Source organism: Dyella lipolytica, from assembly GCF_030160075.1.
Classification (GTDB): domain Bacteria; phylum Pseudomonadota; class Gammaproteobacteria; order Xanthomonadales; family Rhodanobacteraceae; genus Dyella_B; species Dyella_B lipolytica.
Window position 1 is genome coordinate 1 of record NZ_BSNQ01000001.1, and the last position, 22,198, is coordinate 22,198.

Annotated in this window: 20 protein-coding genes; 8 read left to right on the forward strand and 12 right to left on the reverse strand. The window is 61.1% G+C overall.

Annotated elements, in window-relative coordinates; genetic code table 11:
* Window positions 1–266 precede the first annotated feature (266 nt).
* The gene (locus tag QQL64_RS00005) at window positions 267–437 is read right to left on the reverse strand and encodes a hypothetical protein (protein ID WP_284394835.1); all 171 of its coding nucleotides are present in this window, start codon (window positions 435–437) and stop codon (window positions 267–269) included.
* A 100-nt stretch (window positions 438–537) separates the two neighbouring features.
* Complete coding sequence (locus QQL64_RS00010; RefSeq protein ID WP_284394837.1) at window positions 538–732, reverse strand: rubredoxin; 195 nt, start codon at window positions 730–732, stop codon at window positions 538–540.
* A gap of 91 nt (window positions 733–823) precedes the next feature.
* On the opposite strand from QQL64_RS00010, the gene thiE reads away from it, so the two are divergent.
* The 3 genes from thiE to QQL64_RS00025 are packed head-to-tail and all read left to right on the forward strand — an operon-like array spanning window position 824 to window position 3,611.
* Entirely contained in the window at window positions 824–1,465 is a 642-nt protein-coding gene (thiE, locus tag QQL64_RS00015; protein WP_284394842.1) for a thiamine phosphate synthase, read from the forward strand.
* Complete coding sequence (hemL, locus tag QQL64_RS00020; protein WP_284394844.1) at window positions 1,462–2,745, forward strand: glutamate-1-semialdehyde 2,1-aminomutase; 1,284 nt, start codon at window positions 1,462–1,464, stop codon at window positions 2,743–2,745. The genes thiE and hemL overlap by 4 nt, the downstream gene beginning before the upstream one ends.
* 5 nt (window positions 2,746–2,750) lie before the next feature.
* The gene (locus QQL64_RS00025; protein WP_284394846.1) at window positions 2,751–3,611 is read left to right on the forward strand and encodes an ion transporter; all 861 of its coding nucleotides are present in this window, start codon (window positions 2,751–2,753) and stop codon (window positions 3,609–3,611) included.
* 116 nt (window positions 3,612–3,727) lie between these two features.
* Here the strand turns inward: QQL64_RS00025 and QQL64_RS00030 are convergent, their stop codons facing one another.
* From QQL64_RS00030 to QQL64_RS00065, 8 genes are all read right to left on the reverse strand, one after another.
* Window positions 3,728–4,054 carry a hypothetical protein gene (locus QQL64_RS00030; protein ID WP_284394849.1) on the reverse strand — a complete coding sequence of 109 codons (327 nt, stop codon included), beginning with the start codon at window positions 4,052–4,054 and terminating at the stop codon, window positions 3,728–3,730.
* A gap of 403 nt (window positions 4,055–4,457) precedes the next feature.
* Window positions 4,458–4,877, reverse strand: a complete 420-nt coding sequence (locus tag QQL64_RS00035; RefSeq protein ID WP_284394851.1) for a VOC family protein — start codon at window positions 4,875–4,877, stop codon at window positions 4,458–4,460.
* 37 nt (window positions 4,878–4,914) lie between these two features.
* Window positions 4,915–6,129 (reverse strand): acetylornithine transaminase, encoded by a 1,215-nt coding sequence (locus QQL64_RS00040; RefSeq protein ID WP_284394853.1) that lies wholly within the window; start codon window positions 6,127–6,129, stop codon window positions 4,915–4,917.
* 778 nt (window positions 6,130–6,907) lie between these two features.
* Entirely contained in the window at window positions 6,908–8,248 is a 1,341-nt protein-coding gene (locus QQL64_RS00045) for a sigma-54 dependent transcriptional regulator (RefSeq protein ID WP_284394855.1), read from the reverse strand.
* Between the two features lie 261 nt (window positions 8,249–8,509).
* Window positions 8,510–9,328: an SDR family oxidoreductase gene (locus tag QQL64_RS00050; protein WP_284394857.1), complete on the reverse strand. Its 819-nt coding sequence runs from the start codon at window positions 9,326–9,328 to the stop codon at window positions 8,510–8,512.
* A gap of 12 nt (window positions 9,329–9,340) precedes the next feature.
* Window positions 9,341–9,943, reverse strand: coding sequence for an LON peptidase substrate-binding domain-containing protein (locus QQL64_RS00055; protein WP_284394859.1), 603 nt, complete (start codon window positions 9,941–9,943; stop codon window positions 9,341–9,343).
* 47 nt (window positions 9,944–9,990) lie between these two features.
* On the reverse strand, window positions 9,991–11,355 hold the full coding sequence (gene mpl, locus QQL64_RS00060) for a UDP-N-acetylmuramate:L-alanyl-gamma-D-glutamyl-meso-diaminopimelate ligase (protein WP_284394861.1): 1,365 nt from the start codon (window positions 11,353–11,355) through the stop codon (window positions 9,991–9,993).
* Between the two features lie 73 nt (window positions 11,356–11,428).
* Window positions 11,429–12,013 carry an adenylate kinase gene (locus QQL64_RS00065; protein ID WP_284394863.1) on the reverse strand — a complete coding sequence of 195 codons (585 nt, stop codon included), beginning with the start codon at window positions 12,011–12,013 and terminating at the stop codon, window positions 11,429–11,431.
* A 202-nt stretch (window positions 12,014–12,215) separates the two neighbouring features.
* Between QQL64_RS00065 and QQL64_RS00070 the strand changes: the two genes are divergently transcribed.
* The gene (locus QQL64_RS00070; RefSeq protein WP_284394864.1) at window positions 12,216–13,487 is read left to right on the forward strand and encodes a 6-phosphofructokinase; all 1,272 of its coding nucleotides are present in this window, start codon (window positions 12,216–12,218) and stop codon (window positions 13,485–13,487) included.
* Window positions 13,488–13,639: 152 nt separating this feature from the next.
* On the forward strand, window positions 13,640–15,667 hold the full coding sequence (locus tag QQL64_RS00075) for a sodium-translocating pyrophosphatase (protein WP_284394866.1): 2,028 nt from the start codon (window positions 13,640–13,642) through the stop codon (window positions 15,665–15,667).
* A 67-nt stretch (window positions 15,668–15,734) separates the two neighbouring features.
* Here the strand turns inward: QQL64_RS00075 and QQL64_RS00080 are convergent, their stop codons facing one another.
* The gene (locus tag QQL64_RS00080; RefSeq protein WP_284394867.1) at window positions 15,735–16,910 is read right to left on the reverse strand and encodes a hypothetical protein; all 1,176 of its coding nucleotides are present in this window, start codon (window positions 16,908–16,910) and stop codon (window positions 15,735–15,737) included.
* Between the two features lie 136 nt (window positions 16,911–17,046).
* Between QQL64_RS00080 and pdxR the strand changes: the two genes are divergently transcribed.
* The 3 genes from pdxR (at window position 17,047) to QQL64_RS00095 (ending at window position 21,691) form a co-directional block, all read left to right on the forward strand.
* Complete coding sequence (pdxR, locus tag QQL64_RS00085; RefSeq protein WP_284394868.1) at window positions 17,047–18,549, forward strand: MocR-like pyridoxine biosynthesis transcription factor PdxR; 1,503 nt, start codon at window positions 17,047–17,049, stop codon at window positions 18,547–18,549.
* A gap of 87 nt (window positions 18,550–18,636) precedes the next feature.
* Window positions 18,637–20,766 (forward strand): prolyl oligopeptidase family serine peptidase, encoded by a 2,130-nt coding sequence (locus QQL64_RS00090; RefSeq protein ID WP_284394870.1) that lies wholly within the window; start codon window positions 18,637–18,639, stop codon window positions 20,764–20,766.
* Between the two features lie 70 nt (window positions 20,767–20,836).
* On the forward strand, window positions 20,837–21,691 hold the full coding sequence (locus QQL64_RS00095) for a 2OG-Fe(II) oxygenase (RefSeq protein ID WP_284394871.1): 855 nt from the start codon (window positions 20,837–20,839) through the stop codon (window positions 21,689–21,691).
* 18 nt (window positions 21,692–21,709) lie between these two features.
* Here the strand turns inward: QQL64_RS00095 and QQL64_RS00100 are convergent, their stop codons facing one another.
* Window positions 21,710–22,147, reverse strand: coding sequence for a hypothetical protein (locus QQL64_RS00100; protein WP_284394872.1), 438 nt, complete (start codon window positions 22,145–22,147; stop codon window positions 21,710–21,712).
* Window positions 22,148–22,198 lie beyond the last annotated feature (51 nt).

The following is a 22,198-nucleotide window of genomic DNA, read 5'->3' on the forward strand; positions in this document are numbered from 1 at the left end:
TGTCAAAGATCAACCACTTGCAGTCCGTTTCTCGAACCGCCCCGAAGACCTTTCGTCCCGGGTGAGCCGCCCATTCTACATCCCTTTCACCTTCCGTCAACACCCAAAATTTGAAAAGTCATCTGGGTTTGATGGGGGCCTTCGAGCAAGGGCTGCTCGTCGGAGGGGGTGAGATCATAGCGCCAGCCATGGGCTAGGGGAAGGGGCTAAACACGCCCGACGCCAAATCCGCGCTATGTGTTGAAGCTGTCCAACGACACCGCGCGCTATGTGGACGGCACGTTCGGCAGGGATGCTTCGGGTGCCTCGACAAGCGGCGCTGACGCAGAAGTCGGCGGGTGCGCTGGAACGAGGCCGACGCGGTATGGAATCAACGCTTCAGGACGCAGCTGTTCCAGCGCGTCCCAGTCGTCTTCGAAGGGAATGAATTGCTGCATGACCGTTCCTCGGGGATAGGAGTCGACGAGGATCATTCCAACAGGAGAAACGGCCTGGGCGCAGGCGAAATCGGGCGATTTGCCGGCAGTGAGCGGCGGATCAGTCGATTTCGATCATTTCGAAATCATCCTTGGTCGCGCCACAATCCGGGCAAGTCCAGGTATCGGGCACATCGCTCCAGCGCGTACCGGGCTCGATGCCCTCCTCCGGCAATCCAAGGGCCTCGTCATAGATGAAGCCGCAGACCACGCACATCCATTTGCGTAGGGTGGTGTCGGTGGAAACTTGGTTCATGAGTACGTCGCCAGATCGAAGTGAATGGTGCATTCTCGCAACTCCTCCGCCGATGCGAAAGTCGGCCGTACCCACCTTTGCAAGCGTATCTATGACTTCCTCACCCTTCCCGGGTCGCGGCCTTTATGTCATCACCGATGGTCCTCGCGCGGACCTAGCGGAAACCGTAGAGCAGGCGCTTATCGGCGGCGCGCGATTGGTGCAGTACCGCGACAAGACGCACGAACCGATGCGCAGGCAAAAGGAGGCCAACACTCTACTCGCGCTTTGTCGCGAATACGCCGTACCGTTGATCGTCAACGACGATATCGACCTTGCGCGCATCATCGGTGCAGACGGCGTGCACCTGGGCGAAGCGGATGACAGCGTCGCCAACGCCCGCGAGGTATTGGGTCCAAACGCCATCATTGGCATGTCCTGCTACGACTCCTTAGAACGTGCACAAGAGGCGGCGCGACAAGGTGCAAGCTATGTCGCCTTCGGAGCGTTCTTCGCCTCGCCAACCAAGCCATTGGCGCGACGCGCGGGAATCGAACTGCTGCGACAGAGCGCCACGCTTGGCATTCCACGGGTAGCGATCGGCGGAATCACACCGGACAATGGCGCCCTTCTGGTGGAGGCAGGCGCCGACTATCTGGCCGTGATCTCGGCCGTATTCGGTGCACCGGATATCCGCGCCGCCGCACATCGCTTCAGCCAACTTTATTCCTTTGACCGAGCCGTTTCCTCATGACGAACCACGAACTGTTCCAACGCGCCCTACAACTGATGCCCGGCGGCGTGAATTCTCCGGTCCGCGCATTCAAATCGGTCGGCGGCGAACCGTTCTTCACTGCGCGCGCCGACGGCGCTTATTTGTGGGACGTGGAAGGCAAGCGTTATATCGACTATGTCGGTTCGTGGGGACCGATGATCGTCGGACACAATCATCCGAAAGTGCGCGAAGCGGTAGAACGCGCAGTACGCGATGGCTTGTCGTTCGGCACGCCCTGCCCGGCCGAGGTCACCATGGCCGAGACTATCGTGCGACTGGTGCCATCCGTGGACATGGTGCGCATGGTGAACTCCGGCACAGAGGCGACCATGTCGGCGATCCGCCTTGCCCGTGGCGCAACAGGTCGCAGCAAGATTGTGAAATTCGAGGGCTGCTATCACGGTCACGGCGACAGCTTTCTAGTGAAAGCCGGCTCGGGTGCGCTGACCTTCGGCGTACCAACCTCGCCAGGCGTGCCCAAGGCGAATGCCGATCTCACGCTGACACTGCCTTACAACGATCTCGCCGCAGCACAGGTGCTATTCGCCGAACACGGTGCAGACATCGCGGGCCTGATCATCGAACCAGTCGCCGGCAACATGAACTGCATCCCGCCGAAGGACGGTTATCTGCAAGGCCTGCGCGAATTGTGCACACGTTACGGCGCACTGTTGATCTTCGACGAAGTGATGACGGGCTTTCGCGTTGCGCTCGGCGGTGCCCAGGCGCACTACGGTGTAAAACCCGATCTCACCACCTTCGGTAAAATCATTGGCGGCGGCATGCCGGTGGGCGCTTACGGCGGTCGCCGCAATTTGATGGAGCAGATTGCACCAGCGGGCCCGATCTACCAGGCCGGCACATTGAGCGGCAATCCCGTGGCGATGGCGGCAGGTCTCGCCATGCTCGAACTGATACAGGCGCCAGGCTTCTATGACACACTGGCCGCACGCACGCGCTTGCTCACCGATGGGTTGCAAGCGGTGGCCGATGGCGAAGGTATTCCGTTCAGTACCAACCGGGTGGGCGGCATGTTCGGTCTGTTCTTCACGCGCGAAAAAGTGGACAGCTACGCGCAGGCCACCGCTGCCGACGTAACGATGTTCAATCGGTTCTTCCACGGCATGCTCGAACGCGGTGTTTACCTGGCACCCAGCGCCTTCGAGGCCGGATTCTTGTCCTCTGCGCACAGCGATGACGATATCGCCGCGACGCTTGAAGCGGCACGCATAGCAATGCGCTTGGCACGCTCCGGCTAATCGCCATGTCCGAGCACTCGCCGTTCGACAGCACCCTTCGGCCCGCATCGGGTGCAGCGTGGCGAGTGCGGTGGTTTCACATTATTTTCGGACACGAAGACGCGGCGGGGCGATTATTCGACGTCATACTGATTGTCGCCATCCTGGCCAGCATCGCGGTGGCGGTATTCGACACCGTTGCCCAAGCCCATATTCTGTACGGCTCCATTTTTTACGCGCTCGAGTGGTTTTTCACGTTGGCGTTCACGGTTGAATACGTGATGCGCATTACCGTGGTCGATCGTCCATGGCGCTACATGCGGAGCTTCTTCGGCATCGTCGACATACTTGCGGTGCTGCCGACCTGGATCAGTCTCGTTGCGGCAGGCAGCCAGTATCTGCTGGTGGTGCGTGCACTGCGCATCCTGCGCATCTTCCGAATACTCAAGTTGACCCGCTACGTGGGTGAAGCTGATCTGCTGTGGTTCACGCTAGTTCGTGCGCGCCGCAAGGTGCTGATCTTCTTCAGCACCATCCTTACGCTGGTGTTGATCTTCGGCGCGCTGATGTATCTCATCGAAGGACCAGAGGATGGTTTCACCTCGATTCCAACCTCGATGTACTGGGCCATCGTCACCATGACGACGGTGGGCTTCGGCGATATCACGCCGAAAACCACACTGGGAAAACTGCTTACTTCGCTGATCATCCTGATCGGCTACAGCATCATCGCAGTTCCTACCGGCATCTTCACGGCGGAGCTGGCCGCAGGCATGCGGGCTAAACGCAAGCGTGTGTCTTGCACGCACTGCGGTCAGGCCGATCATGAGGGCGATGCGCGTCACTGCAGGATCTGCGGCACCGCACTACCATCTAAGAACGACTGACATCTTCGGCTTCGGCCTTTTTGACTAATGTGCCGCCCGCTGCCGGGTGCACAAAAAAAGCCCCAGCGGTCACCTGCTGGAGCTTGGTTTCTACGTACTATTGAAACCGTGTGTGCTTAGTTGCCGCCGGTAGCGGCGGCGGATTCATGCGCTGCAGCTGCTGCTTCATGCGCATCGGCAGCGGACTTGTGTGCTTCGGCAGCCGACTTATGCGCCGCAGCAGCGGACTTGTGTGCGGCATGCTTGGCCTTGTGGCTGCTGTGCTCGACTACAGTGTCAGCCTTGGTGGCAGCGTGATCTGCGGTATTAGCGGCATCCTGCTGCATGGCGGCAGCCGGTGCGGCCGCGTCGGTGCTGGCAGTCTTGGCTGCATCCTGCGCAAAGGCAGGAACAGTCAGCACGGAAGCGACAACGATGAAAGCGGCAAGCATTGTCTTACGCATCGGGGCGAATCTCCAAATTTGTGAATGCCATGAACATCAATGTTCGTGGCTGAGAGCAAGCTAAAGCACGATAGCCTGCCGTGTCCAGAACGGAACAAGCGCATCTTTAACTAGCGGACAGTTCGATGCACCGTTGCTCGTTGGCGGCGCTGCAAGACGATGGCTGGAGCGCGCCCTGAGTCGATGCGGCGAGATATTCCCGCCGTTGGTTTGGCGGAAATATCCTCTTGACTAATGGATGTTGGCTCGACCTTCTCAACCGTTTCTCGCTCCACGCAACGTGGCGTACAAGCAAGCAACAGGCTGCTCACGGAAACAGAGGGCAGGTTGAACTTTTGAAGCTAACCTGACTTTCGTGGCCTCCCTGTCCTACCGGACTTGTAAGCCGCGCCAACACTTAGGATCACCAGCTACCCGTATTGGGCATCGAAGCCCAAGGCTCGCGCGCTGGCAGATGACCGTCTTGTAGCAGCTCAATGGAAATATGATCCGGTGAGCGTACGAAGGCCATGTGACCGTCGCGCGGCGGGCGATGAATGGTGTAACCCATCGACTGCAACCGATCGCAGGTTGCGTAGATGTCCTCGACGCAAAAGGCCAGATGGCCGAAATTGCGCGCCGAACCGTAATCCTCGTCCGAGCCCCAGTTATAGGTGAGCTCGATCTCTGCTTCCGGGCTATTCGGCGCCGCAAGAAAAACCAAGGTGAACTTGCCTTCCGGTACGTCCTTGCGGCGCACCTGCTTGAGACCCAGGCCTTCGCAGTAGAAACGCAGCGATGCATCGAGGTCATGCACACGGACCATGCTGTGCAGGTATTTCATCGTGTTGTTCCTGATCGTTGTCACTTAGACGAATGCATTATCGCCCTACGAACGCGTTCAATGCGACGCGAAGACGCGCCAGGCCATCGACCAACTCTTCATCGGTGATATTCAACGGCGGCACGAAGCGCAACACATCCGGACCCGCCTGCAACACCAGCAGACCATGTGCCGCGGCGAAATCGAGTATCTCGCCCGCTTTGCCACGATAAGGTTCGGCAAGCACGGCGCCGAGCATCAGGCCACGTCCGCGCACTTCGGAAAACACACCCAATTCCGTGCCGAGCAATGCCAACGCCTCGCGCAACTTGGCGGATTGACGTTGCACGTGCGCCAGCAATTCGGTCGACGCGAGCTTACGCAACGCAACGCGCGCGACAGCGGCCGCCATCGGATTGCCGCCGAAGGTGGTGCCGTGCGCGCCGAACTGCATGATCTGGGCGACTTTCGGACCCGCCAGCATGGCGCCGATCGGGAAGCCGCAACCCAATGCCTTCGCCAATGTGACGATGTCCGGCGTGACACCATCCTGCACGTGGGCGAACAGCGTGCCAGTGCGCCCCATGCCGCTCTGGATTTCATCCAGCACCAACAACGCGCCGTGCGTGTCGCACAGTTCCCGCACACGTTTCAGAAAGCCTGGGGCGGCGGGCAATACACCGCCTTCGCCTTGCACCGGCTCCAGCATCACGGCGGCAACATCGCCGGCGGCGAACGCAGTTTCAAGCGCAGCTACGTCATTGAAATCAAGATAACGAAAGCCGCCGGGAAGCGGTTCGTAACCTTCCTGGTATTTTGGTTGTGCTGTGGCGGTGACCGTTGCCAGTGTGCGTCCGTGGAACGAGCCGCGGAACGTCACGATCACGCGTTGCTCCGGCGACCTGCCTTGTGCCGTGGCCCATTTGCGCACCAGTTTGATCGCCGCCTCGTTGGCTTCAGCACCGGAGTTGCATAGGAAAACACGCTCGGCAAAACCCGACGCTGTCACCAACTCCTGCGCCAAGCGCAATGGCGGTTCCGTATAGAACACGTTGCTGCTGTGCCACAACTTGCCCGCCTGCGTCGTCAGCGCAGCAAGCAGATCCGGATCCTGATGACCGAGCGCATTAACGGCAATGCCTGCGCCGAAGTCGACGTAATCGCGTTGTTCCGTATCCCAGACGCGCGCACCCATGCCGTGATCGAGCACCAGTTCGCGCGGTTTATAGATCGGCAGCCAATAGCGTTTGCCGAGGTCGACGAGAGATGACACGGAGAGCTCCTGCGCTTGATACAAGTACTAGCTCGGCGCGATCGCAATGACCGAGCCGGAGCCATGGGAATGGAGTGAAACACATCCTAGTCAGCGCTCGCTGATGACGCCAGCCTGTCGAACATACGCCAGCGTTGTCCATCGCAACGCGCACTGTATCAATGATGTTACACCTGTAGAAAACGCTGCAGCAGCTGCATCTGCGGCCGTCCGAGACATCCGCAGCCTGTAACAAGCTGTCACAACCGCTGCACGCCATCTAGACGAACTATTCACGCTGAGCCCCGGTTTTACTGGGTTTTCCAGTGCTGGCACGGTGTTTGCCATCCATTCTTCAGGGAAATGTAGGGGAGGCTTGCCCACGGACAGTTCACGACACAACGTTGCTTCCGGTTTCAGCGGCCGCCGCGGTCTTAACCAGGCGGCGGGCACCGACAACATGCCGAGCAACAGCCTGTCGATGGCAGTCCCCAGCCCGAGTGGGAAAGCAGTCAAAGAATGTGCCGTCGCAAGACGGCGATGAGGGCGGTAACCCGGCGACATGCCGCCGGGCACCATGTGGAAGCCCCCGGCCCGTCCCCTGCGGGCCGGGGGTCTTCCCATTGCAAGGACGAGGGGGAAAGGGACTTGCGACTTGCCGGTTTAGATAAACCGGCTTGCTCGGGCTAGCCGAGTCTGCGTGAACAGGTCAGCGTACGCGGGCGACGTGAGTTTTGCCCGCGCGCTGTCCAATCGCGTGCAGCGCGGTACACGCGCTGCACGCATACGTACCAGGAGTTCAGTGCATATCTTCCAGCACCAGCTGATGCTTCTTGCATAGCCGGTAGATGGTCACACGCGATACTTTCAAACGGCGTGCGCACTCGCTGATGTTGAAACGGGTTTCGCGCAGGCAAGCCACCACCGCATCGCGCTCGGCGGACGTCCGGGTGAGGCCTAGACTGGAATGGCCTGCACGCGTCGCCACGACGTCCTGCAAATCCAGATCGCTGACGCTGATCTGTGCGTTTTCCGCCACCACGGCCGCGCGTTGTACGCGATTGAGCAGCTCTCGCACATTGCCCGGCCAGCTGAAATCGCGTAGTGCCTTCCGCGCCAGCACACTGAACGTAGTGGCATTGCATTCATGCTGTTTGCGAAATGCATCGAGGAAGAGCTGAGCCAGCTGCAACACATCGTCTCCGCGTTCGCGCAAACCAGGCATGCGCAAGCGCAACACGTTCAGCCGGTAATAGAGGTCCTCGCGGAAGCGACCTTGCGCCACCGCTTTTTCCAGATCCACGTGGGTCGCTGCCAGCACACGCACGTCGAGTTTGATCGATTGCGTCGAACCGACACGTTCCAGCGTGCCTTCCTGCAGCAATCGCAACAGACTGATCTGCGCATCCGGCGGCAGATCACCGATTTCATCGAGGAAAACCGTGCCACCAGCGGCGGCCTCGAAGTGGCCGATGCGACGCGCATTGGCGCCGGTGAACGAACCGCGTTCGTGTCCAAACAGTTCCGACTGCACTAAGTTCGGAGGCAATGCTCCGCAATTGATCGCCGCGAAGGGATGATCCCGCCGCGCGGACAGCTTATGCAACGCGCGCGCGGCAATTTCCTTACCGGTGCCGGTTTCACCCGTGATCAACACTGGCAAATCCACCGGTGCATATTTGCGTAGGCTCGCCACGACAGCCATCATCGCCGGACTCGTGCCGGTGATACCCGGCACATCGGCATAGGCAATCGGTGGCGGTGTGTTACCCGCGAGCGTGCCAAGCGTTTCGACCAAGCGCTGCACGTCGATCGGTGCAGTAAAGAAATCGATGCTCGCGCGAAGAACAAGTTCGACTTCGGGTGTCTGCACAACCGTATCGGCTGAGAGCAGCGCCAACCAGGGAAGTCGTGGATGATCGGCCATCAATCGGGCCATCTCACGCAACGCATCAACATCTGCATTACGTAGATCGGCCATCGCAACCACAGTGTCACCACGCCGGATACCGACGCCGCCACCCTGCGCACTCGGATCGGCCACACGCGTGTGCCATCCAGCCTGCGCCAACCGCATTCTTTCAGCGCTCGTGGGCTCACCAAACCACACGACACAACGGATCGATGTATCGCTAGTCATCGCAACGCCTCCCTCCAGGATTGCTGACCTACAGCCCTGCCACATCCGAGTCGGCAGGTATCCCGCGCTACCCCAAAAGCCAGCTTGCACTACAGATATGTGGTGCAGTTCACAGAATATACACCCGTTTCTCTTCGGGTGATCACTTTTTAGCCAGCCGCCCTTCCCGTCTGCCGCCCCGGTCGGAGGCGACGAGTGGACGGATCTTACGCGCCGAATGACGGCGGCCTGATGACAACCCTGGGGAATTTCTTGAACGATTTAGTTCAGGAACAAATCGGGCAACAACGGGGCACCGATCTGGTAGGCATAGGCGTCGAAATTGTGTATCCCCGCTTCGCGCAGGACCTCTTCGTCGATCGCGAACCGCCCGGTGCATTGGCGGGCCGACTGAACCAGCAAGGCATGGGCCGCGTCGGCGACGATCTCCGGGCGACGACACTGCTCGGGCTTGACGCCATCGATCATGGCGATGGCCGCCGTAGCAATCACCGTGCGCGGCCATAACGCATTCACCGCGATCCCCAGCGGCGCGAACTCCGCGCTCATGCCCAGTACGCAAAGGCTCATGCCGTACTTGGCGATGGTGTAGGCGGTATGCGGTGCGAACCACTTCGGGTCCAGGTTCGGCGGCGGCGCCATCATCAGCACGTGCGGATTGCCCGCCTTCTTGAGGTGCGGCAAGCAGGCCTGGGTGACCATAAACGTGCCGCGGGTATTGACCTGGTGCATCAGGTCATAGCGCTTCATCGGCGTGCCTTCGGTACCGGCCAGCCAGATCGCACTGGCATTGTTCACCACGATATCGATACCGCCGAAACGCTCCACCGCTTGTGCGACCGCGGCATGCACCTCGGCTTCTTCGCGAATGTCGACTTGCAGCGCGAGTGCCTTGCCGCCAGCCGCCTCGACTTCCGCCGCGGCGGTATGAATCGTGCCCGGCAACTTGGGGTTCGGTACACCGCTCTTGGCCGCGATGACCACGTTGGCACCGTCGCGCGCAGCGCGCAGCGCAATGGCTAGCCCGATACCGCGCGAGGCGCCGGTGATGAACAAGGTCTTGCCGGCAAGGTTGCTCATATTCGGTGCCTCTCAGGCTTTTTGGAAACGAGGCAGGATATCGCGCAGAGCGGCCAACCGCTGCAAGGGATCGGTCATTTCCAGCAGCTGCTGCTGTTCTTCGCCCGCCAGCGGCAATAATTCGGCGAGGCGGAAACCAAGCCATCCGGCGTCGTCGTAAGACGAGCGTGGCGCGTGACGCCAATGCGGCCCCATGGTTTCTATCAACCGCTCCACAATCGTCTGCAGCAAAGCGAATTCCACCGGCACCTGCTCGGCAGCCTCGTCCGGCCACAGCTCCACTTCACCGCGCAGCAATCCGTCCGAACGCACACGTGTGCGCAGCACGCGAAAGCGCTCGCCGCCCTTGGTGACGATGCCGAGCAAACCATCTTCGCGGTTATTGAAATCCGTGATGCGCGCCAGCGTACCCACCGCGGCTGGCCGGGCCGGCATGCCCACTTCGCTTCCGTCGAGGATCAGGCAGACGCCGAAGGCCGATCCGGTGCGGGTGCATTCGCGAACCAGGTCGAGATAGCGCGGCTCGAAGATGCGCAGCTGCAATTGCCCACCCGGAAAAAGCACGGTGTTGAGCGGGAACAACGGCACTTCGATGAAGGGAAGCTGGGCAGCCATGGGGCAATTTTAGCCAGACCAGCCGCCACGTTTCGACGCACTATCGGTTAGTGCGGCGAATTACCCAACGCCGCGACGAAACGGCGCGGTGCGTTCTCGAAGCCGCCGTTGGACATAAATACGACATGGTCGCCGGGCCGGGTTTGTTCTCGCAGTGCGGCCAGCAAGGCATCGACGGTTGGCGCGGTGCTTGCGCGGCCCTTCAACGCATCGGTCACGCGCTTCGCATCCCACGGCAATTCGGGACGGTGCAGAAACACCACCGCATCGGCGTCGGTCAACGACGGCGCGAGGCCATCGGCATGCGCGCCCAGACGCATCGAATTGGAGCGAGGTTCCAGCGCGACAAGAATTCGCGCCTTGCCCACTTTCGCGCGCAGGCCGGCCAGCGTGGTTGCGATGGCTGTCGGGTGATGCGCGAAATCGTCATAGACGCGCACACCGTCGATGTCACCTACAACCTCCATGCGGCGCTTCACACTTTCAAAGCTGCCGAAGGCCGGAAGCAGTGCACGCGGATCGGCGCCCGCTGCCGTCGCGGCGGCCAATGCAGCCAGCGCGTTCATCACACTGTGATCGCCGAGCAGGGACCAATGCACTTCGCCGATCGACTTGCCTTTGTATTGCACGGAGAACGCAGAACCATCCGCTGCAATCAGCGTCGCCTGCCAGTCGCCTTTGCCGATGCCGAAGGTTTCCACCGGCGTCCAGCAACCCATCGCGAGCACCTCAGCAAGATACGCATCGTGCGCATTGACGATCAACCGCCCATTGCCAGGCACCGTGCGCACCAGATGATGGAACTGACGCTGGATGGCGGCGACATCGGGAAAGATGTCGGCATGATCGTATTCGAGGTTGTTGAGGATCGCGATGCGCGGACGGTAGTGCACGAACTTCGAACGCTTGTCGAAGAACGCGCTGTCGTACTCATCCGCCTCGATCACGAAATGCTTGCCCTGCCCCAACCGCGCGGAAATGCCGAAATTGCCAGGCACGCCGCCGATCAGGAATCCCGGTGCGAGCCCTGCGCTTTCCAGCAGATGCGCCAGCAGACTCGTGGTAGTGGTTTTGCCATGCGTGCCAGCGACTGCCAGCACTTCGCGTTCGACCAGCAAGCGCTCGCCCAGCCATTGCGGGCCAGAGATGTAACGCAACTGTTGGTCCAACATGTGTTCGACGGCGGGATTACCGCGCACCATCGCATTGCCGACCACGACAAGATCGGGCGCAGGCTGAAGGTACTCGGCCTTATAGCCTTGCATCAGGTCGATGCCGAGCGCTTCGAGCTGCGTGCTCATCGGCGGATAGACGTTGGCATCGGAGCCTTCCACCGTTTCGCCCAGCTCGCGCGCCAACGCGGCGACGCCGCCCATGAAGGTGCCGCAGATGCCGAGGATGTGCAGACGCATGTTGGACCTGTTGAATGTATCGAGGCGCGGGAAGCGCGCATGACAAACGGGCCGCTGGCAGCGGCCCGTGTGATCAGCCGTTGGCGGCGGCCGTTTCGTTGGCGAGTGCGCGCTTCACGCGTGCGGTGACTTCGTCCAGTTCGCCCACACCGTCCACCACTTGCAGCTTGCCGCGGCGGGCGTAGAAATCGGCGACCGGTGCGGTCTGTTCGGCATACACCTTAAGCCGGTCGCGCACCACGGCCGGATCGTCATCGCGGCGATGCTCGGCGGCGAAGCGGATTTCGCAGCGGCCGATGATCACTTCGTTCGGCACGTCGAGCTTCACCACCGCATCCAACGGCTGACCGATCTTGGTCAGCAGATGATCGAGCGCGTCGGCCTGCGCGAGGTTGCGCGGATAGCCGTCGAGGATGAAACCGGATTTGGCGTCGGGTTCGGCGAGGCGTTCTTCCAGCATGCCGAGCAGGATGTCATCGGACACCAGCTGTCCGGCGTCCATCACCGCCTTGGCCTTGAGGCCCAGCGGAGTACCCGCTTTCACCGCCGCACGCAGCATGTCGCCGGTCGAGATGTGCGGCACGCCGAGTTCGGCCTTGAGCCGGGCGGCCTGGGTACCCTTGCCCGAACCGGGCGCGCCAAGGAGGACAAGTCGCATAGAACTCCACAAGACCCGCATTCTGCCGCACACTGCGGCAGTTCCGCGGATACCTAGATGAATACGGGTCAAGGTAGCGTCTGTAGGGGGTGCCGTCAAACCGCGCCTCGCCCGAATCGCCGCCAAGTTACTGATGCGTATGTGTTCCGCGACGGAAGTCTTATTGTCACACGCGCCCCTTCAATCGCCCGGAGAGTGCTCCATGAAGTCCAAAGCTCGCCCCGCCACCGGCCGCCTGCTCTACGCCCAGTCCGGCGGGGTGACCGCCGTGATCAACGCTACCGCCGCTGGCGTGATCCAGACCGCCCGCGCGCACGGCATTGAAGTGTATGCGGCGCGCAACGGCATCCTGGGCGCCCTGCGCGAGGAGCTGATCGATACCGGCAAGGAATCCGCCGCGGCCGTCGAGGCGCTACGCCATACACCAGGCGGCGCCTTCGGCTCCTGTCGCTACAAGCTGAAATCGCTGGAGACCAACCGTGCGGAGTACGAGCGCCTGATCGACGTGCTGCGCGCCCACGACATCCGCTGGTTTCTCTACAACGGCGGCAATGATTCGGCCGACACCGCACTGAAAATCTCGCAGCTCGGCAAGGCGATGGGCTACGACATTCGCTGTATCGGCGTACCCAAGACGGTAGACAACGACCTCGCTGTCACCGACTGCTGCCCCGGTTTTGGCTCGGTGGCGAAATACACGGCCGTGTCCACGCTGGAGGCGAGCCTGGATGTCGCTTCGATGGCCGATACGTCGACCAAGGTATTCATTCTGGAAGTGATGGGACGTCATGCGGGCTGGATTGCCGCCGCCGCGGGACTCGCCGGTGAAGGCGCCGATGCGCCACCGCACATCATTCTGTTCCCGGAGCGCGTGTTCGACGAGACTGCCTTTATCGCCAAGGTGAAGGCAACTGTGGAGCGCGTGGGCTGGTGCACGGTGGTGGCCTCCGAAGGTATCCGCAATGCCGAAGGCCAGTTCCTCGCCGAAGCGGGCACCCGCGACGCCTTCGGTCATACCCAGCTGGGCGGCGTCGCGCCCGTGCTTGCCGCGCTGGTGAAAGACAAGCTCGGCTACAAATATCACTGGGCGCTGCCCGATTACCTGCAGCGCTCGGCACGCCACATGGCCTCGAAGACCGATGCGGAGCAGGCCTACGCCGTCGGCAAGGCCGCGGTCGATTACGCACTGGCGGGCATGAACGCCGTGATGCCGGTCGTCGTACGCACGGCCGATGCGCCCTATCGTTGGAAGATCGAGCCGGCCGCGTTGGACAAGATCGCCAATCGCGAGAAAAAAATGCCGGCCGGCTTTCTTACCCGCGACGGATTCGGTATCACCGCCGCCGCACGCCGCTATCTCAGCCCGCTGATCCAGGGCGAAGCGCCGTTGCCCTATGGTCGGGACGGCTTGCCGAAATACGTGCAACTGAAAAACGCCGCGGTGCCAAAGCGCTTGCCTAAGTTCGGGCCGTGATACCGCGCCAGACGGACGCATCGTAAGTTCGCAGCGGATCGATATTCCCCTCGATCCGCTGCGCCGCACAACATTCCGTCACACATCCTCTGCCTATACTCGACAGGAACCGTCCATTTTGGGCGGTCGACACTACATGAGGGGAGGCACCGATGCTGCAGCAGTATGGCTTGTGGATCGCGTTGGCTTGCGCGGTCGTGGCGATTTTGTACGGGGCGATTTCGGTACGTTGGGTGCTGGCGAAGTCGCCGGGCAACGAACGTATGCAAGAGATTGCCTCGGCTATCCAGGAAGGCGCACGCGCCTACCTCAACCGCCAGTACCGCACGATCGCGCTCGTGGGCGTGGTGCTGCTGGTGATCATCGGCTTTGCATTGGACTGGGGTACGGCAATCGGCTTTGCGATCGGCGCCATTCTGTCCGGCGCGACGGGTTATATCGGTATGAACGTGTCGGTGCGGGCCAACGTGCGCACCGCCGAGGCGGCGCGCGGCGGCCTCGCTTCCGCGTTGAACGTGGCGTTCCGCGGCGGTGCGATCACCGGCATGCTGGTCGTGGGCCTGGCCTTGCTGGGCGTGGCCGGCTATTACGGCCTGCTCATCCACCATGGCTATGACACGGACCATGCGCTGCATGCGATGGTGGGCCTGGCCTTCGGTTCTTCGCTGATTTCGATCTTTGCGCGTCTGGGCGGCGGCATCTTCACCAAAGGTGCGGACGTGGGCGCGGACCTGGTCGGCAAAGTCGAAGCCGGCATTCCGGAAGACGATCCGCGCAATCCGGCAGTGATCGCCGACAACGTCGGCGACAACGTGGGCGACTGCGCGGGCATGGCGGCTGACTTGTTCGAAACCTACGCCGTAACGCTGATCGCCAGCATGTTGCTGGGTAGCGTACTGATCGATCAGGCGGGCCCGAACGCGGTGCTGTATCCACTGCTGTTGGGTGGCGTTTCGATTATCGCGTCTGTGATCGGCACCTTCTTCGTGCGCGCACGGGCCGGCAGCAAGATCATGAATGCGCTTTACATGGGCGTCTTCGTCTCTGCCGTGCTGGCGGCGATTGCCTTCTGGCCAATCACGAAGATGTTGATGGCTGACGCACCGCTTGGCGTAAACCGTATCTTCGGCTGCGCGCTCATCGGTCTGGTGCTTACCGGCATCATCGTGGTGATCACCGAGTATTACACCGCCACCGAATATGGCCCGGTGAGACATGTCGCCAGCGCATCCACCACAGGACACGCCACCAACATCATCGCTGGCCTTGGCGTATCGATGAAGTCGACCGCGTTGCCTGTGCTCGCCGTATGTGCGGCGATCTGGGGTGCATCCTTCCTTGCTGGCCTTTACGGCATCGCGATTGCTGCTACGGCCATGCTGTCGATGACCGGCATGGTGGTGGCACTGGATGCCTACGGCCCGATTACCGACAACGCCGGCGGCATTGCCGAAATGGCAGATCTACCGCCCGAAGTACGCGGGGTCACCGACCCGCTGGATGCGGTGGGCAACACCACCAAGGCCGTGACCAAGGGTTACGCGATCGGCTCCGCCGGCCTAGCCGCGCTCGTGCTGTTCGCCGATTACACCCACAAGCTAGGTCTAAATCATCCAGGCCAAGTGCTGACGTTCGATCTTTCCGACCATCGCGTGATCGTCGGTCTGTTGATCGGCGGCATGATTCCTTATCTGTTTGGTGCAATGGCGATGGAAGCGGTCGGCCGTGCGGCCGGTGCGGTGGTGGAAGAAGTACGCCGCCAGTTCCGCGACATCCCCGGCATCATGCTGGGCACGGCTAAGCCGGATTACTCGCGCGCCGTGGACATGCTGACCAAGTCGGCGATCAAGGAGATGATGATTCCGTCATTGTTGCCGGTGCTGATTCCGATCCTCGTTGGCTTCCTGCTGGGACCGGTCGCACTGGGCGGCCTGCTGATCGGCACCATCGTCACCGGCCTGTTCGTGGCGATTTCGATGACCACCGGCGGCGGCGCGTGGGACAACGCCAAGAAGTACATCGAGGATGGCAACTTCGGCGGCAAGGGTTCCGATGCGCACAAGGCAGCGGTAACCGGCGATACGGTAGGCGACCCCTACAAGGACACGGCCGGTCCGGCGGTGAATCCGCTGATCAAGATCATCAACATCGTGGCGCTGTTGTTGATTCCGTTGCTCTGACGATCATCGCTCTGTTTCACGACACCCCTCGCCCACATCGGGCGAGGGGAATGTCGATCCGGCCCATCTAGTGGCCGTCGGGTACCGCAAGGAACGTCGAGCTGACACCCGATGTCGCATTGAATGATTGCCCGGTGATCTTGCCCGCATCATTGATGTCGTTCGCGTAAACCAGTTGATCGCTGTAACCGGGCGCGACTCGCGTATTGAGATCGACGATGTTGCCGTTCTGCCACAGCACCGCGCGACATCCGCTCGCACCGCACGACTCGCCTACCACCAGACCCTGATCGTTGATACCAAGCGCCTCGCTGATCGAATCGCCAGGCAGCGTACCCAGATCGCGCATGCCGCCGGCAGCCGTCCAAATAAAGGCGTGCGCATTGAAATTCCCTGCACTGCCGCCACCCGGCACATTCGCAAAGCCCACCACGACACCTCGCTGGTTGATTGCCATCGGCGTATTCCACGCCAACACACCGAGGTTGCCGAGATCGGTCACCTTGTTGTTCTGCCACAGCACGGCATGGATGGCCGAATAACGACCGACCGCCTGATCGCAAATACCCGAGATACCCACGATCTGGCCTAGATCGTTGATGGCCGTGGCAGCACCGGAGGTATCGCCGCTGATCAATGGCAAGGCCTGGATGTCGTTGTCGTCTGGCCCCCACACCACCGGCTTGAATTGCAGCACCTGCGTGGACGTGGGATCGCAGGTGGAGTCATGCACCGTGTTTTCCGCCCACCCCACAATCAAGCCAAGATCGTTGGCAGCGGTTGCAAAGCCGTTATTGCCGCCGAGTGTCGGCAAGGCATGCATATGACCCCATCGCCACACGAAACCGAGGCAGGTGTGACCGGTGATGGTGGGAAAGAACGCGGAGCAACTCCAGTTCTCGCCGAGCGGATCGACCTGACTCGTTTCCGCAATACCGACCAGTACGCCGTAATTGTTCTTCACCGGCCACGTAATGCCGCTGTTGGCGCCGCCGAGGGTTCCCAGATCAAACGCCGAGCCATTCAGCCAAAGCGCCGCGTGCATGCTCTGATTGCCCGCCAGATTGGAAAAACCGCTAACCAGTCCGAAGTTGTTGATGCTGATGCCTGCGCTGGACGTGCCGCCCAGCGAACCGAGATTGCTAACCCGATATTGGGCGGGTGCGGCGAGTACTGAAGCCGGCCCTACCAACAGGCCCGTTGCACACGCAGCCGCTACCATCACGCTCGTGATCCGACGCATGGGATGCTCCTTCATTCAGTTGTAGGGCTGGAATCAGCCGTGGGGACGAACATTTGGAGCTTGAACTCTGCGGACCAGCTGGAAAAGCGCCACTTTTGCGATGTCGGCTAGTCCAGTCCGCGCTATAGTTCCGACCATGCGTCGCTGGGAATTGACCATTGCGCTCGATCCCAAACGCGAACTGCCGATCTTTCTGCAGCTCGCGAATGCGATTGCCGACGATATCCGTTCTGGACGTCTAAAAGCCGGCGAACCGTTGCCTGGCACGCGCGAACTCGCCGAACAACTGGCGTTGAACCGAAATACCGTGGTCGCGGGATACGAAGAACTCGCTGCCGAAGGCCTGGTCAGCACACGCATGGGCGGCGGCACCTTTGTCGCCGAACCGATGCCGACCGTAGCTCACGCCGTGGCGCCTACCACCGACATCCCCACCTACGCGTTTGCGCCTCCTCCACACAGCGATTCACTCACGAAAGCACCTACGCCTGGCACGCTCGTCATTGCCAACGGTTTGCCGGATACCCGCCTGTTTCCCGCTACGGTTCTGGCGCGCGCCTTTCGACGCGCCATCGCGCAACGCGGGCATTCGCTGATCGGCTATGCCGATCCCTGCGGTCATCGGCGTCTGCGCGAGGAGTTGGCCAACATGCTTGGCAGTACACGCGGTCTTCCCGCCACGGCCGATTGCTTGATGGTTACTCGTAGTCTCGAACAAGGTATCGATCTCGTCGCGCGCATGTTGCTGCAGCCCGGCGATGTGGTGGCCGTCGAGGCGTTCGGTTATCCGCCGGCATGGAGCGTGCTGCGTCTTGCCGGCGCGCAACTCGTGCCGCTGCCGCTTGACGAAGACGGGCTCGATATCGATGCGCTGGAAGCCCTGCTCGCCAGGCAACGCATCCGCGCCGTATTCCTCACTCCGCATCATCAATTTCCGACGACGGTCGTCATGTCGCCATCGCGGCGCGCACGCCTGGCTCAGCTGGCGCTTTCGCATGGCTTCGCCATCATCGAAGACGACTACGACCACGAGTTCCACTACGCCGGAAAACCGGTGCTGCCCATCGCTGCAGGGCCTGGCCGTGCCAATGTCATCTATGTCGGATCGCTGTCCAACCTGCTCGCCCCGGGCATCGGTACCGGCTTCGTCTTGGCGCCACCGGCGGTGTTTGAACATCTCGCGGCGTTGCGCGCCGCCAGCGACGCGCGCAGCGATGTGGCGATGGAGTGCGCGATCGCCGAGTTGTTCGAAGACGGTGAGTTGCTACGGCATGTACGCCGCATGCGACGCATCTACGCGACGCGACGCGACGCATTGGCTGCTGCACTGAACCATCACCTGGGCAGCGCTTTACGGTTCCGCGTTCCGGACGGCGGCATGGGACTTTGGGCGCACGTCGATGAAAGCATCGACATCTCCGCCTGGGCGCGAGAAAGCGAACGCGAAGGCGTGCTGTTTTTCAGCGCCACCCGCTATGACTTCCACCAGCGGCAGCAACCTTACGTACGCCTCGGTTTCAGTTATCTCAATGAAACCGAACTCGATGAAGCCGTGCGGCGCATGGCGCGTGCATTGACCCGGACTGGGCCGCACTCTGCCGTCAAACTGCCCAGGGTCGCCCCCACGGCGCGTCACTGACTTCCCTCACTGGCTTTTTCGGTCGGGAGGTGCATGCTGACTGTTCCGCGCGACGACCCAGCCTCGCGCCCACCATGGAGCGGAAGCATGCGTTTCAAGACATCAGCCCGGTTCGCCCTGGCGCTCACCGTCATAATGGGCGGCATGACCTACGCCCACGACAATAATCTGACCCCCGCCACGGCGGCCCCCAGCGACGATCCTTATCTGTGGCTGGAAGACATTCACGGCGACCGCGCGATGGATTGGGTGAAGGCCCAGAACGCCGTCACGCAACAGCAGTTTGCCGGCAGCCCCGAGTTCACCACCACGCGCGATCGCATCCTGGAAGTGCTCGACTCCAACGCGCGCATTCCCTACGTCGAACGCCGCGGCGACTATCTCTACAACTTCTGGCAGGACAAGGCCCATCCGCGCGGCATTTGGCGTCGCACCACGCTCGCCGAGTACCGCAAGGCTCAACCCCAGTGGGAGTTGCTGCTGGATATCGACGCTTTGAACAAGGCCGAGGGCAAGCGCTGGGTATACAAAGGCAGCGACTGTCTCAAGCCCGCCTACACTCGCTGCCTGATCAGCTTGTCGCCCGACGGTGGCGATGCGATTGAAGTACGAGAGTTCGACATTCCCAGCAAATCGTTCGTGAAGGGTGGCTTTGAGCTGTCGGTCGCGAAGACTCAGGCCAGCTGGATCGATGAGAACCATCTCTATGTCGGCACCGATTTCGGCCCCGGCTCGATGACCACATCGAGTTATCCGCGCATCGCAAAGATGTGGACACGCGGCACGCCGCTGAGCGCCGCCACGACGGTGTACGAAGGCAAGACGAGCGATCTCGCCGTCAGCGCCGCACACGATCGCACGCCCGGCTTCGAACGCGATTTCATTTCCGTGGCGCACGATTTCTTCCACAGCGACATGTATCAGCTCAAAGACGGCAAATTGATTCATCTCGATGTGCCGGTAGACGCCGCGAATGTGGATGCACACCGCGAGTGGTTACTGGTGCAGCTTCGTTCCGCGTGGACGGTCGGCGGCACCACGTATCCTTCCGGTGCACTGATCGCAACGAAGTTCGACGACTTCATGGCGGGTAAACGCCAGTTCACTACGCTGTTTGCACCGGACGCGCACACCGCGCTGTCCAACTACGCATGGACACGGCATCACGTCATCCTCAACATCATGGACGATGTGAAAAGCCGTCTCGATGTGCTGACTCCACAAGCCGATGGCCCGTGGAAACGCGAAGACATGGCTGGTGCACCGCAGTTCAGCACGGTAGAAGTGATCGATACCGATCAGGATCACAGCGATGAGTACTGGCTCAGCGTGACCGGTTTCCTCAACCCCTCGTCACTGGAACGCGGCGTGCTCGGCGAAGGTCAGGCGCAGACCATCAAGCAAGGCCCAACGTTCTTCGATGCGTCGAAATTCGAAGTCAGTCAGCACTTCGTCACATCACAAGATGGCACCCAGGTGCCCTACTTCGAGATCGCGCCGAAAGGCATCATGCTCGACGGCGGCAATCGCACCCTGCTGTACGGCTACGGCGGCTTCGAAGTGTCGCTGCAGCCGTTCTATAGCGGCAGCATCGGTCGCGCATGGCTGGAACGTGGCGGCGTGTACGTCATCGCCAATATCCGCGGCGGCGGCGAATACGGTCCGCGCTGGCATCAGGCGGCATTGCAAGCAAATCGTCTTCGCGCTTATGAAGATTTCGCCGCGGTGGCGGAGGATCTGATCAAGCGAGGCGTGACGTCGCCCTCGCATCTGGGCGCCGAAGGTGGCAGCAATGGCGGTCTGCTGATGGGCAATATGCTTACGCTTTATCCGCAGTTGTTCGGTGCCATCGCCTGCGAAGTGCCGCTGCTCGATATGAAGCGTTACATCCATCTCTCTGCCGGCGCGTCGTGGATTGCGGAATACGGCAACCCGGATGATCCCAAGCAGTGGGCGTTCATCCAGAAATTCTCGCCGTACGAGAACGTTAAGAAAGGTGCGACCTATCCTTCCGTCTTGTTCTACACCACTACCAGCGACGATCGCGTGGGCCCGGTGCAGGCACGCAAGATGGCAGCGAAGATGGAAGGCATGGGATACAAGAACGTGTGGTTCTACGAGAACCTCGAAGGTGGACACGGCGCGGGCGCCGACAACAAACAGTCTGCCTATATGCATGCGCTTGCCTACGATTTCCTGTGGGATCGCCTGCAATAGTTCGATCGGATGGCTGGTCGCGCTGCCGCGGCCAGCCATCCAGATTCACTCTCTGTGGCATGCTTTACCGATGAAATCGCACCTCCCGATCCGCCCCGAATTGCGCGACTGGATTCTTTCCACCACCCGCGCCGGGCATAGCGTCGAAGCCGTTCTCAAACTGATGCAGGACACCGGTTACGACCCGCGGCAAAGCCGCAGCATCGTCGCTACGGTGCTGAACATGCCGATCAGCGCGCTCGATGCTCATGCGCAGGCACCGAAAGTGCAAGGGCGCCGCACGCGCCATCCCGAAGCACCACAAATGACCATCGACGGTCGTACCATTCACGTCGCCTTGAGCGTTGAATCGCCGACCCTGCGTGTGCTCAACGATCTACTCTCGCACGACGAATGCGTAGCGCTGGTCAAAGAAGCCAAGCCGCGCCTGCAACGCGCCTTGACCGTCGACAGCGGCGGCAAGCAGCAAATCGATGCGCGCCGCACCAGTGAGGGCATGTTTTTCGGCATCGGCGAATCGCCGCTGATCAAACGTATCGAGCAGCGAATTGCCACGCTGTTGAGCATCCCCGTCGATCACGGTGAGGGCTTGCAGGTGTTGCATTACCTTCCCGGTCAACAATACGAACCGCATCACGACTGGTTCGATCCGGAACAGCCCGGCTTCGCCGCCATCACTGCCAAAGGCGGCCAGCGCATTGCTAGCCTGGTGATGTACCTCAACACACCAGAGTCGGGCGGCGGCACCGCATTCCCGGAAATCGGCCTGACCGTATCGGCGCTGCGTGGTTCGGCCGTCTATTTCGCCTACGACACGGGCGATACCGCATCGCTGCATGCTGGCCTACCGGTGTTGAAAGGCGAGAAGTGGATTGCCACCAAATGGCTACGCGAGCGGCCGTTTCAGACATCGTCGCGCGGATAGCCCACAAGCTATCTGGCGTTATCGCGCAGCCCAGCGAGCGCCATAGGCGATCGATACTCCGATCACCAAGTGCGCGACGATGCTACTGATGATCCAGCTGGGTACGAACGGCGTTTTCGGCGCTGCCGACAGCGGCAACACAATGTGATTCATCACCACATACAGCACCACACCGTAGAGCAGGCCGACTATCCAGGGATGGCGGTTCAACGTGTCAATTCGCCGACTCGCGATGTAATACGCGCCGACCATCATGAACATCATCACGTATTGCAACAACACGCCCAACAACATGGTCTGATTGCCGCCTGCGAAAGCGGGTTTGCCGAGCAGTCCCGAAGCAATGTTCTGCAGCAGCCGCGATGGCGGCACGCCATACAACTGATGCCAGTATGTGCAAGCAAAAATAAGATCCGCCGTTGCGAGCAGAAAGGTGATCGCTGCGACTGAGATCATGTACCGGTTCCACTGACCGGTACCTCGCGGAGACGGCATGGTCTGTGACAT